8 protein-coding genes are annotated in these 12,288 nt (G+C 65.2%); 5 read left to right on the top strand and 3 right to left on the bottom strand.

The window, feature by feature from the left end; genetic code table 11:
* Window positions 1–165 precede the first annotated feature (165 nt).
* The 3 genes from recJ to HWE01_RS20015 all read right to left on the bottom strand — a co-directional run bounded on the left by recJ (window position 166) and on the right by HWE01_RS20015 (window position 5,083).
* Window positions 166–1,860 carry a single-stranded-DNA-specific exonuclease RecJ gene (gene recJ / locus HWE01_RS20005; protein WP_008329713.1) on the bottom strand — a complete coding sequence of 565 codons (1,695 nt, stop codon included), beginning with the start codon at window positions 1,858–1,860 and terminating at the stop codon, window positions 166–168.
* Window positions 1,857–2,888 carry a hypothetical protein gene (locus tag HWE01_RS20010; RefSeq protein WP_008329712.1) on the bottom strand — a complete coding sequence of 344 codons (1,032 nt, stop codon included), beginning with the start codon at window positions 2,886–2,888 and terminating at the stop codon, window positions 1,857–1,859. Before HWE01_RS20010 ends, recJ begins: the two co-directional genes overlap by 4 nt.
* A gap of 71 nt (window positions 2,889–2,959) precedes the next feature.
* On the bottom strand, window positions 2,960–5,083 hold the full coding sequence (locus tag HWE01_RS20015; RefSeq protein WP_241822674.1) for an ATP-dependent helicase: 2,124 nt from the start codon (window positions 5,081–5,083) through the stop codon (window positions 2,960–2,962).
* Window positions 5,084–5,410: 327 nt separating this feature from the next.
* On the opposite strand from HWE01_RS20015, the gene HWE01_RS20020 reads away from it, so the two are divergent.
* The 5 genes from HWE01_RS20020 to HWE01_RS20040 all read left to right on the top strand — a co-directional run bounded on the left by HWE01_RS20020 (window position 5,411) and on the right by HWE01_RS20040 (window position 12,281).
* Window positions 5,411–6,676 carry a lipoprotein-releasing ABC transporter permease subunit gene (locus HWE01_RS20020; protein WP_008329707.1) on the top strand — a complete coding sequence of 422 codons (1,266 nt, stop codon included), beginning with the start codon at window positions 5,411–5,413 and terminating at the stop codon, window positions 6,674–6,676.
* Entirely contained in the window at window positions 6,669–7,385 is a 717-nt protein-coding gene (gene lolD / locus HWE01_RS20025) for a lipoprotein-releasing ABC transporter ATP-binding protein LolD (protein WP_008329705.1), read from the top strand. Before HWE01_RS20020 ends, lolD begins: the two co-directional genes overlap by 8 nt.
* 109 nt (window positions 7,386–7,494) lie before the next feature.
* Window positions 7,495–8,667, top strand: a complete 1,173-nt coding sequence (gene argE, locus HWE01_RS20030; RefSeq protein WP_008329703.1) for an acetylornithine deacetylase — start codon at window positions 7,495–7,497, stop codon at window positions 8,665–8,667.
* A 318-nt stretch (window positions 8,668–8,985) separates the two neighbouring features.
* Window positions 8,986–9,792, top strand: a complete 807-nt coding sequence (locus HWE01_RS20035) for a TatD family hydrolase (RefSeq protein WP_241822675.1) — start codon at window positions 8,986–8,988, stop codon at window positions 9,790–9,792.
* The gene (locus tag HWE01_RS20040; protein WP_175343823.1) at window positions 9,792–12,281 is read left to right on the top strand and encodes a DNA internalization-related competence protein ComEC/Rec2; all 2,490 of its coding nucleotides are present in this window, start codon (window positions 9,792–9,794) and stop codon (window positions 12,279–12,281) included. The genes HWE01_RS20035 and HWE01_RS20040 overlap by 1 nt, the downstream gene beginning before the upstream one ends.
* Window positions 12,282–12,288 lie beyond the last annotated feature (7 nt).

Genomic DNA, 12,288 nt, shown 5'->3' on the forward strand with positions numbered 1-12,288 from the left:
CCACTTCCTTCAAAATTGCCCGGAAGTCGCTCCAAGCCAATATTGTGCCACTGCAATGTGGCGCCGGTGCTCTTTTTTTAGCTATTGCCGGACTGCAATCCTTGCCGGGCAAGGCTTTGCCCGCGTCCGCAGCCCGCCTGGCTCGACGAGGGGCCTGTCAGGGTTTCAGGCGGGTTCCGCATGTTCCACCATCAGTTGCACGCTGGTCTTGCCGTTGTATTCGTTGGCATCCAGCCGGAAGGCGACCTGGGCATGGTCGGGCAGGGCATCGGTATGGCCGAACCAGATGGCGTCATACTTGCGCCCTCCCTTTTCCAGTTGCAGCTTGAGGTGCTTGTCCTTGAGGATGCGCTGGCTGAGCACGCGGAAATGGTCGCAGAACACCGGCGGGGCAAAGCCCTGGCCCCACACTTGCTGGTCCATCAGGCTGATGAATTCCACCGAATAGTAGCTGTCCTCGAGTTCGCCATCGGTCTCGATGACGCGCTCCAGCTGGTTTTGCGTGAGCCAGTCGCGCCCTACCGCCTCGAAAGCCTGCGCAAAGGCATCGAAGGCTTCAGCATGGATGGTCAGCCCGGCCGCCATGGCGTGGCCGCCGAACTTGGTCATCACCGAGGGGGCATGCTTGGACACCAGATCGAGCGCGTCACGCAGGTGGAAACCGGCGATGGAGCGGCCCGAGCCCTTGATGAAACCTTCATCTCCCGGTGCGAAGGTGATCGTGGGGCGGTAGAACTTGTCCTTCAGGCGCGAGGCCACGATGCCGATCACGCCCTGGTGCCAGGAGGGATCGAAAACGGCGATGGTGCGCCGGTCGGCCGGGTTGAAATCGTCCAGCAGCAGCAGGGCGGTGTCCTGCATGCCGGCTTCGATGTCGCGCCGTTCGCGGTTGATGGCGTCGAGTTGCTGGGCGATGGCCCAGGCACGGCCTTCGTCATCGGTAGTGAGGCATTCGATGCCCAGCGACATGTCGGCCAGGCGGCCGGCCGCGTTCAGGCGCGGGCCGACGGCAAAACCGAGGTCGAACGGAGTGGCGCGGCGGGCCTCGCGGCCGGCGGCGCGGAACAGGGCGGCGATGCCGGGGTGCATCTTGCCGCTGCGCATGCGCTTCAAGCCCTGCGCCACCAGGATGCGGTTGTTGGCGTCCAGCTTGACCACGTCGGCCACGGTGCCCAGGGCCACCAGGTCGAGCAGGCTGTCCAGCCTTGGCTGGGTCTGGGCATCGAAGAGGCCGCGCTTGCGCATCTCGGCGCGCAGCGCCAGCAGCACGTAGAACATCACGCCCACCCCGGCCAGGTTCTTGCTGGGGAAGCCGCATTGCGGCTGGTTGGGATTGACGATCACGCGCGCCTCCGGCAGGGCGTCGCCGGGCAGGTGGTGGTCGGTCACCACGACGTCGATGCCGCGCCGCTTGGCTTCGGCCACACCATCGATGCTGGCGATGCCGTTGTCGACGGTGACGATGATGTCGGGATTCTTCTCGCGCACGGTCAGCTCGACGATCTCGGGCGTCAAGCCGTAACCGTATTCGAAGCGATTGGGCACGATATAGTCGACCTGCGCGCCCAACAGGCGCAATCCGCGCAGGCCGACGGCACAGGCGGTGGCGCCGTCGCAGTCGTAGTCGGCGACGATGACCAGCTTCTTGCGCGCGGCGATGGCGTCGGCCAGGTAGCTGGCGGCGGCATCGATATGCAGCAGGCCGGACGGGGCGATCAGGGCATTGAGCTCGCTGGCCAGCTCACGTGCGGTGGACAGGCCGCGCGCCGCATAGACGCGTGCCAGCACCGGGTGCACCCCTTCGGCGATGAGTTGCTCGGCCTGGGTGATGTCATAGGAGCGGGTGGTGACGCGTATCATGCCGACAGCCCCGCCAGTGAAGGTTTGTGCCAGAAACGCCGCAGCGCGCCACGGGTGACCGTCACTTCCAGGCTGCGATCCGCGCCGCTCAGGATCAGATTGAGCGACTCCAGGCTTGCTGCCCGCAGCGATACCAGCAAGGGCGCCAGCCAGTCGCGGTCCAGGTGTTCCAGGTGCTGCAGCCAGAGACCCCATTCCTCGGCCAGCGCGGCTTCGGCCAGGGCATCGAGCACCAGCAGGCGGTGGCCGCTGCCGCGCACGAGCTGGGCCGCGCCCCCATCGATGCGCTCCTGCCCGAAGGCGCGCAGCCAGCCACGCAGGCCGAAGCGTTCGGTGTAGATGTCCTGCGCCAGCACGCCGGCATCGGCGCCGCCCCAGATCCAGATCGAGTTGATGGCCTTCTGGCCGCGCATTTCGCGCTGTTCGTTGAGGGACTCGGCGAACCATTGCATCTGCACTTCGTTTTGCAGCTTGCGCCAGGCCAGCTCGCCCGGTCCTTCGGGCATCCAGATATCGACATTGCGCCCGCTGGCCGCCGAAGGCGTGGAGGTGCGCAGGCCGGCCCAGGCATCGGCCCGGATGAACCAGGTACGGGCGTCGCCATAGACCAGCTCATGGCCGATCTCGGTAAAGAGCGGCAGGGCGGCGTCGAACAGGCGGCGCGATTCGTCCTCCTCCAGTTGCAGCTGGCCGATGTCGGTCAACACCAGATGATCGCGGGCCACGTGGATGTGGGCCGGATGCAGCACGAACCAGTGGCCGGCGCTGGGCGCGTGGCCCAAGCGCTGCATCAGCGCGCTGGCGGCAGCCGGGCTGCAATCCTGGGCGGCAGGCGGCAGGCCGAAGCGCCGGGCCAGCCAGTGTTCATGCGGCAGGGCGCGTGAAAACGGATCATGCGCCTGGCGCGCCACGGCCTTGCCCCGGCCCAGCAGCATGGCCAGGGCCGGCGCCTGGCACTGGCGCAGCAGGTCGCGCGCCAGCTCGGCCGGGGGCAGGGCGAAGGGGATGAGGATGTCGAGTTGATTCATGGGGCGCTATTTTAGCGGCTGGCGCGCCGCTTGGCCCCGTCGACTGCACAAAGCTTCACTTCAAGACAGTGTCATTGCTTGTTCCAGGCGTTTTTGGCGCGCTGTCGCACCAGCATGCGCACGCTGTCGGGCATGGGCGTGCGCGCGCCATTGGTCTCGGCCGAGAACCACAGGCTGTCCTCGAAGAAAGGCAGCATGCGCGGCGTGATGAAACGGCTGCGGATGCCGTTGATGTGGCGCTCGCCCTGCGCCGTCTGCTGGGTGATGTAGAAGCGCTGCGGTACCACCAGGTGCAGATACTCCCTGGCGCGTGTCATGGCCACGTACAGCAGACGCCGTTCCTCGGCGATCTCGGCCTCGCTGCCGGTGGCCAGGTCGGACGGAATGCAGCCGTCGACCACATTCAGTACATGGACCGAGCGCCATTCCTGGCCCTTGGCGGAGTGGATGGTGGAGAGCGTCAGGTAATCTTCGTCGCGATAGGGCGGGCCGGAGAAATCGCTGCTGGCCTCGGGCGGGTCCAGGGTCAGTTCGGTGAGGAATTTCTCGCGCGAGGCATAGCCCCTGGCCAGCGCGGTCAACTGCTCGAGGTCGGCGGCGCGGGCGTCGGCATCCTCGTAGCGTTGTTCCAGCTGCGGCAGGTACCAGTCGCGCGCGGCCTGGAGGTCGGTCGGCCAGGTCGCGCTGGCGCGACGCATCAGGTCATAGGTGTCGGCAAAGGCCTGCCATTGCAAGGCGATGCCGGAGGGCGCGCTGAAGTTCAGGAGCGCGTCGGCCGGGTCGCTGGCACCGGCCATCAGGTCCAGCACCTTCCTGGCGGTAGCGGGACCGACCCCGGGGATCAGTTGCAGCGCCCGGAAGCCCGCCATCCGTCCACTGGGATTGTGGGCCAGGCGCAGCAGGGACAGCAGGTCCTTGATGTGTGTGCTTTCCAGGAACTTGAGGCCGCCGAACTTCACGAAGGGGATGTTGCGCCGGACCAGTTCCAGTTCCAGCGCCGCGCTGTGGGTGGCGGTACGGAAGAGCACCGCCTGCGACTTCAGCGTGAGTCCTTCTTCCCGATGCGCCAGGATGCGGTTGGCCACCCAGCGCGCCTGTTCGGCCTCATCCGGGATCACCACCAGTTGCGGCTTCTGCGAGGAAGGCTTGTCGCTCCAGAGCTGCTTGAGGTGCCGCTCCGGCGCATCGGCGATGACCGCATTGGAGGCCTGCAGGATGGGCTGCGTGGAGCGATAGTTCTGTTCCAGCGTCAACAGCCGCGCCGACTGCGTGAACAGCTCGGGAAAGTCGAGGATGTTGCGCACCGTGGCGCCCCGGAAGGAATAGATGGACTGGGCATCGTCGCCTACGGCGGTCACACCGGCGCCATCCGGTTTCATCCTTTGCAGGATCTCGGCCTGCAGGCGGTTGGTGTCCTGGTATTCATCCACCAGCACGTGGTCGAAGCGCGCGCCTGCCGACTGCGCGATCACTGGGTCCGAGAGCATGTCGGCCCAGAACAGCAGCAGGTCGTCGTAATCCAGCACATGCTGGGCTTCCTTTGCCTCCACATAGCGGGTAAAGAGTTCGCCCAGCAGCCTTTCCCATTCCCGGCACCAGGGGAATTGGGTTTGCAGCACCGTGCCCAGGTCTTGCCGGGTATTGACCGCACGTGAATAAATGGACAGGCAGGTCGCCTTCAGCGGAAAACGCTTGTCGGTCGAGGACAGCCCCATCTCATGGCGCAGCAGGCCGATCAGGTCTTCCGAATCGCCGCGATCCTGGATGGTGAAGTCTTCTTCCAATCCGATGACGGTCGCGTATTCGCGCAGCAGACGCGCGCCGATGGCGTGGAAGGTGCCCGACCAGGGCAGTTGCGGCGGGCTGTCGGCAGGCGCGAGCCCCAGGACCTGTCGGATCACCTGGCCGACGCGCCGGCCCATGTCGGCGGCCGCCCGGCGCGAGAAGGTCAGCAGCAGGATGCGCTGCGGGTCGGCCCCATCGAGGATCAGCCTGGCGACGCGGTGCGCCAGGGTATTGGTCTTGCCGGTACCGGCGCCGGCCACGATGAGCAGCGGCAGCTGCTGTGCCGGCGGAAGCTTGCTGCCGTGCTCGACCGCCTCGCGCTGCTGCGCGTTCAGGCGCGCAAACGGATCGCGCTCGCCGCCGGGCGGGCTGCTGGTGTCGGGGACGTCCTGGGCGAGTTCGGGTGGCATGGTGCGGGAAATCCGGAGGGGCGAGGGGGCGCAAGCAGATACTGTATATATAACCAGTTCATGATGCAACATCAGGAAGTGCTTTTATATGAAGTCACTGAGCGCGAACCTCTGCCGTGGAAGTGAATCTACAGACATCACGGCGGGCGACCGACGGGTCAGGCGCGAGCAGGCGGCTGAGGGCCAGGGATGGGCCGTCGGTCCAAACTGTGGCAAACTTCGCGCTTTGTCTTCGCCCGTGTTGGCGTGCGGCCGGAGCATTGCGCCCCTAGCCGGGGGCGCGAGGCGACTGGTGGCACATTGTGCAGGCCCTCTCCCGGAGCAATTTTGAGTCTGATTAAAAACCTGCCGTTCGAATGGCTGGTCGGTATCCGCTACACGCGGGCCGGCAAGCGCAGCGGTCGCAACAGTTTCATTTCCTTCATTTCCCTCATTTCCATGGCCGGCATCGGGCTGGGCGTGGCCGCGCTGATCGTCGTGCTGTCGGTGATGAACGGCTTCCAGAAGGAGGTCCGTGATCGCATGTTGTCGGTGCTGCCCCATATCGAGGTGTTTGACGCTTCCGGTGCCATGCACGACTGGCAGGCTGTCGCCAAGCAGACCTTCCAGAACCCGGAAGTCCTGGGCGCGGCGCCCTACGTGTCCGGTCAGGGCATGATGACGCGTGACGACAACCTGCGCGGCGTCATGGTGCGCGGCGTGCTGCCCGAAGAAGAGCGCAAGGTGTCCGACGTGGCCGGGCAGATCAAGCAGGGCAGTTTCGATTCGCTCAAGCCCGGCGAATTCAACATCGTCATCGGCGGCGAGCTGGCGCGCGGCATGCGCGTGGGCCTGGGGGACAAGGTCACGCTGATCGTGCCGCAGGGGCAGGTGACCCCGGCGGGCGTGCTGCCGCGCCTGAAGCAGTTCACCGTAACCGGCATCTTCGAGGCCGGCCATTATGAATTCGACTCGTCGCTGGCGTTCATCGACATCAAGGATGCCGAGACCCTGTTCCGCATGGATGCCCCTACCGGCGTGCGCCTGCGCATCCGCGACATGTTGCAGGCCCCGGAAGTGACTCAGCAACTGGCCCACACTCTCACCGGCGACCTCTACCTGCGCGACTGGTCGCAGCAGAACAGCAACTGGTTCGCGGCCGTGAAGACCGAAAAGCGCATGATGTTCATCATCCTCGCCCTCATCATCGCGGTGGCGGCCTTCAACCTGGTGTCCACGCTGGTGATGACGGTGACCGACAAGCAGGCCGACATCGCCATCCTGCGCACGCTGGGGGCCTCTCCCGGTTCCATCATGAAGATCTTCGTGATCCAGGGCGCACTGGTGGGCCTCATCGGTACGGCTGCCGGGGTCGGTCTGGGCGTGCTGGTGGCACTGAACATCGATGTGCTGGTGCCGGCCATCGAACATGCCTTCCATGTGCAGTTCCTGCCCAAGAGCATCTATGTGATTTCCGAATTGCCGTCCGAGCTGATCTGGTCGGATGTCACCACCATCGGCGGCCTGGCCGTTGTGCTGGCATTCCTGGCCACGCTCTATCCGAGCTGGTCAGCGGCCCGTGTCAAACCGGCGGAGGCGCTGCGCTATGAATAATATTGATCCGATCAAGAACCGCCAGGCCGTGCTCTCATCGCGCGGGCTGGGCAAGACCTTCACCCAGGGCAAATATTCCGTGAAGGTGTTGGGCAATGTCGATATCGACGTCTACCATGGCGAGCAGGTTGCCATCGTCGGCGCCTCCGGTTCCGGCAAGTCGACCCTGTTGCACTTGCTGGGCGGGCTCGATACCCCCAGCAGCGGTACCGTGAGCCTGCTGGGCAAGGATTTCGCCAGCCTGGGCGAGCGCGAGCGCGGAACCCTGCGCAACCAGTCGCTGGGCTTCGTCTACCAGTTCCACCACCTGTTGCCGGAATTCTCTGCGCTGGACAATGTGGCCATGCCGCTGATGATCCGCCGCATCAAGCGTGCCGAGGCGCAGGAACAGGCCCGCGAGATGCTGGACAAGGTCGGCCTGGCGCAACGCGTGACGCACCGGCCGGGTGAACTTTCCGGCGGCGAGCGCCAGCGGGTGGCGCTGGCGCGCGCGCTGGTCACGCGCCCGGCCTGCGTGCTGGCCGACGAACCGACCGGCAACCTCGACCGCAGCACCGCCGATCGCACCTTCGAGCTGATGATCGAACTCTCGCGTACGCTGGGTACGGCCTTCGTCATCGTCACCCACGATATCGAGCTGGCCGGGCGTTGCGCACGCGTGCTGCGACTGTCCGACCAGGGGCTCAAGGCGGCCGGTCAGCAGTCTTGAGGCTTTCCGGGTAAGCTATGCCCTTGATACCGCCGTCTTTTGGAGACGGCGGTATGCTTTTGAAGACACGAATACCTGAACAGATACAGATGGAAACTGGAGCAAGACAATGAACACCCGCCAATGGCTAGAGACCCTGGTCGCCTTCGATACCACCAGCCGCAATTCCAACCTGGAACTGATCACCACCGTGCGGGACAGCCTGGAAAAGCAGGGCATCTCCTCCTGGCTGGCGCACAACAAGGAGCAGACCAAGGCCAACCTGTTCGCCACCTTGCCCGCTACCGCCGGTCCCGATGCCGGCAGCACCGAGGGCGGGATCGTGCTCTCCGGACATACCGACGTGGTGCCCGTGGATGGCCAGAAATGGGATACCGACCCCTTCAAGCTGACCGAGAAGGAGGGCAGCTTGTACGGTCGCGGTACCTGCGACATGAAGGGCTTCATCGCCACCTCGCTGGCGCTGGTGCCGGAATTTCTGGCCATGCCGCGTGTGAAGCCTATTCACCTGGCGTTCTCCTATGATGAAGAAATCGGCTGCATCGGCGCTCCCGTGATGCTGGAAGAGATCGTCAAGCGCGGCATCAAGGTCGATGGCTGCGTGGTCGGTGAGCCCACCAGCATGAACGTGGTGGTAGCGCACAAGGGCATCAACGTGTTCGCCTGCAAGGTACACGGCAAGTCCGCGCACTCTTCGCTGACCCCGCAGGGCTGCAATGCCATCGAGCATGCCGCGCGCCTGATCTGCGCCATCCGCGATTTCGCCGATGGCTACAAGGCCAATGGCCCCTATGACCAATTCTTCGATGTGCCTTTCAGCACGATGACCACCAATCAGATCCGTGGCGGTATCGCGGTCAATACCATCCCTGAGCTATGTGAATTTACTTACGAATTCCGCAACCTGCCCGGCATGAGCGTGGCCGACATCCAGGCCCGGATCGACAAGTACATCGCCGAGGTGCTGCTGCCCAAGATGCGCAGCGAGTTCCCGGACGCCCGCGTGGAGATCGACAACTTCGCCGGCAGCCCGGCGCTGGAAGCGGTGGAGCAGGCGGCCATCACCGAACTGGTACGCGCACTGACGGGCGACCGTGAAACCCGCAAGGTGGCGTATGGTACCGAGGCGGGGCTGTTCCAGCAGATCGGCATTCCGACCATCGTCTGCGGTCCCGGCGACATCGGCAATGCCCACAAGCCCAACGAGTTCGTGACGCTGTCGCAGATGGAACGCTGCGAGCAGTTCCTGCGCAAGCTGGGCAAGTCCTTGCAGCCGGCCTGATCGCACACAGGATCAGCCAGGCTCGACAGCCAGGGACGCGGGACGCGAGCGATCGCGTCCTTTTTTCATGGTGCTGCGCGCCTGCTGCCGTCATTCTTTACGATTGTTAATCCCTGCAAGAGCGCGTTAGACGGTAAACTGCCGTCTCCGAAGCCGGTGCCAACCGGCTATGCTGTTGAAACAACTAGACGCTTCGGGGGAAGCGAGCCGGATCAGCCTGGCTGAGCCATGCGGTCGCGGCCCCTGTTGCGGGTGTCGTCATCCGGAGCCGTTGCCCGCCGGGCCGGTCTTTCCGATTTTCGCCAAGCCATCCAGCACATGTGGGTTGATACGCACTGCCATCTCGATGCCGGGGAATTCGGCGCCCGTTCCGCTGCCATCGCTGCCGAGGCCGCGCAGGTTGGCGTGCGCGTCATCGTCATCCCGGCCATCGCGCGGGTGAACTTCCGGGAGGTCGCCCGACTGGCGCGCGAGGTCGGCAACGCCGTCTATGCGCTGGGCATCCACCCCCTCTTCGTGCCCACGTCCGAAGAAAGCGATCTGGACACGCTGCGCACGGCCATTGCCGACGCGCTGGACGATCCGCTATTTGTAGGGATTGGCGAAATCGGGCTGGATTTCTTCGTACCAGCCCTGAAGGAAGCGCCGCTGCGCGACAAGCAGGAATTCTTCTTCGCCGAGCAGCTCAAGCTGGCGCGCGAGTTCGCGCTGCCGGTCCTGCTGCATGTGCGGCGCTCCCAGGACATCATTCTCAAATACCTGCGCCGTATCCGCGTGCCGGGCGGCATCGCCCATGCCTTCAATGGCAGCGACCAGCAGGCCCGGACCTTTGTTGAACTGGGGCTGCACCTGGGATTCGGCGGTGCCATGACCTTCCCGCGTTCGCTGCAGATTCGCCGCCTGGCAAAGGAACTGCCCTTGTCGTCCATCGTGCTGGAGACCGACGCGCCGGATATTTCCCCGGCCTGGCGCCATCCCGACATCAACACGCCGGACCAGATCCCGCGCATCGCCGAAGTACTGGCCGGGCTGCGCCAATTGCCCTTGCACGAGATCGCCGCCGCCACCACGGCCAATGCACGGGCCGCGCTGCCGCGCCTGGCCCATGCGGGACTGCACCTCTGATGCGCGCGCTGATCATCGGATTTGCCGTCGGCGTGGGCTTGCTGCAGGTGCAGGGCCAGTTGCCCGGGACCGAGTGGTATGCCGTGGGCCTGGTGCTGGCCGCCTTGCTGGCCTTGACTGCCTGGAAGTTCTGGCAGCCTTTCCTGCGGGTGCCGTTGTTGCTGACCTGCGGCGCCTGGCTGGGTTTTCTGTGGGCCGCCTCGTTTGCGCTCTATTACCTCGACCAGGCTTTGCCGACAGCCTGGGAAGGAAAGGACATCACCGTCATCGGTACCGTCGCCGATCTGCCCGTCCACAACGAGCAGGGGGTGCGTTTCCGTTTCGACGTGGAGCAGGTGGTGCTGCAGGGGGGCGTGAAGCCGCCGGTGCCGCCCCGGCTGGCGCTGTCCTGGTATGGCACCCAGCGTTACCAGCTGCCGTCCGAAGATGGCGAGCAGCTCGCCCCGCCCCGGCTGGCCGTACCCGACCTGCGCCCCGGCGAACGCTGGCGGTTGCAGGTGCGCCTCAAGCGTCCGCACGGCAATGCCAATCCCGACGGATTCGACTACGAATTGTGGCTGCTGCAGGACGATGTACGTGCCACCGGCTATGTCGTTGGTCGTCCGGCGGCGGCGGGCGCGCCGCTCACGGCGCTGAACCGGCGCGTCGATGAATTCGTCTGGACACCTTCCCACGTCATCGACAGCGCGCGCGGCTGGCTGCGCGATCGCATCCATGCGGCGTTGCCCGATGCGCCCTATGCCGGGGTGATCGCGGCGCTGGTCATGGGCGACCAGCGTGGCATCAACCAGGCCGACTGGACCGTCTTCAATCGCACCGGCATTGGCCACCTGATGGCCATCTCCGGTCTGCACATCACCATGCTGGCGGCCTTGTGCGGCGGGCTGGCGAGCTGGCTGTGGCGGCGTTCCTTCTTCACCGGGGCGCAACTGCCGCTGCGCCTGCCGGCCCAGAAGGTGGCGGTGATCGTGGGCATGCTGGTGGCTTTCCTCTATGTTCTGCTGGCCGGATTCGGAGTGCCGGCCCAGCGCACCTTCTACATGCTGGTCGTGGTCGGGGTCGCCTTCTGGCGCGGCCGCATCGTGCGTGTCTCGGTAGTGCAGTGCCTGGCTCTGGGGTTGGTCTTGCTGCTCGATCCCTGGGCGGTACTGTGGCCTGGGTTCTGGCTGTCTTTCGGGGCGGTGGCCTTGCTGCTCTATGGCTCGGTGGGTCGCATGCAGCCGCCGCAGGCCATGGCTGCCGCGGCCTCGCGCAGGCACTGGTGGTCGGCGCTGCTGCAGCGGATCAAGCAAGCGGGATACGCCCAATATGTCGTCACGCTGGGGCTGGTGCCCTTGACGGTGCTGCTGTTCGGGCAATATTCCCTGGTCAGTCCGATCGCCAATGCGCTGGCCATTCCTCTGGTCTCGCTGGTGATCACGCCGCTGGCGCTGCTGGGCAGCATCCTGCCGGAACTGCTCGCCCACTTCGTGTTGCAGGTCCCACACCAGCTGCTGGCGTGGCTGGCCGATTTTCTGCGAGTACTTGATGCCATGCCCTGGGCGGTGTGGCAAACGCCGCTGCCGGGCGTCTGGATGTTCGCGCTGGCCCTGGGGGGAACCTTGCTGGTGCTGGCGCCGCGCGGCTGGCCGGTGCGCTGGCTGGGCCTGTTCGGCTGGTTGCCGTTGCTGCTCAATGCGCCCGTGGCCCCGGCCGAAGGCAGCATGCGCGTGACCGCCTTTGACGTCGGGCAGGGCATGGCCGTGCTGGTGGAAACGCCGGGACATCGCCTGCTCTACGATACCGGGCCGTATTACACCGCCGAATCCGACGGGGCTACCCGCGTGATCCTGCCTTACCTGCGTGCGCGCGGTATCGATCATCTGGATCGTGTGGTGATTTCCCACAATGACAACGATCATTCCGGCGGGGCAGTGTCGCTCTTCAAGCATCTGCCGGTGGACAGCGTCTATTCATCGCTGGCACCACAGAGCCCCATCCTGCGCGCCGCACCCGCGCATACACGCTGCCAGGCCGGGCAATCGTGGAACTGGGATGGCATCGGCTTTACCATCCTGCATCCGCAGGCGGCCAGCTATGACAGCGACAAATGGCGTCCGAATGCCCGCAGTTGCGTGCTGAAGGTGCAGATCGGGCGGCAGTCGGTGCTGCTGGCCGGAGATATCGAGGCCGTGCAGGAAGACGAACTGGTCAACGGTCCGCTGGCCGACCGCTTGCCCTCGACGGTACTGCTGGCACCGCATCACGGCAGCGGGACCTCGTCCACCGAGCCCTTCCTGCGGGCGGTGCGGCCGGAACTGGCGGTATTCCAGGTCGGCTATCGCAACCGTTTCAATCACCCCAAGCCGGAAGTCTATGAACGATATGGTCGTCTTGGCATCCGCCGCCTGCGCACCGATGAAACTGGCGCGCTGACCATGACGCTGGGGGATCAGCTGCAAGTGGATCAGTACCGCAAGCAACATGCGCGGTATTGGTACGGCCAGTAAGCAGGCA

Origin of the sequence: Herbaspirillum sp. C7C8 (assembly GCF_022627875.1) — a bacterium.
Lineage (GTDB): Bacteria > Pseudomonadota > Gammaproteobacteria > Burkholderiales > Burkholderiaceae_D > Herbaspirillum.

What these genes read in the sequence shown, in the direction of transcription:
- HWE01_RS20015 (WP_241822674.1), bottom strand. Translation starts at nt 5,083, where the DNA reads ATGCCACCCGAACTCGCCCAGGACGTCCCCGACACCAGCAGCCCGCCC.
- HWE01_RS20035 (WP_241822675.1), top strand. Translation starts at nt 8,986, where the DNA reads ATGTGGGTTGATACGCACTGCCATCTCGATGCCGGGGAATTCGGCGCC.
- HWE01_RS20010 (WP_008329712.1), bottom strand. Translation starts at nt 2,888, where the DNA reads ATGAATCAACTCGACATCCTCATCCCCTTCGCCCTGCCCCCGGCCGAG.
- argE (WP_008329703.1), top strand. Translation starts at nt 7,495, where the DNA reads ATGAACACCCGCCAATGGCTAGAGACCCTGGTCGCCTTCGATACCACC.
- HWE01_RS20040 (WP_175343823.1), top strand. Translation starts at nt 9,792, where the DNA reads ATGCGCGCGCTGATCATCGGATTTGCCGTCGGCGTGGGCTTGCTGCAG.
- recJ (WP_008329713.1), bottom strand. Translation starts at nt 1,860, where the DNA reads ATGATACGCGTCACCACCCGCTCCTATGACATCACCCAGGCCGAGCAA.
- lolD (WP_008329705.1), top strand. Translation starts at nt 6,669, where the DNA reads ATGAATAATATTGATCCGATCAAGAACCGCCAGGCCGTGCTCTCATCG.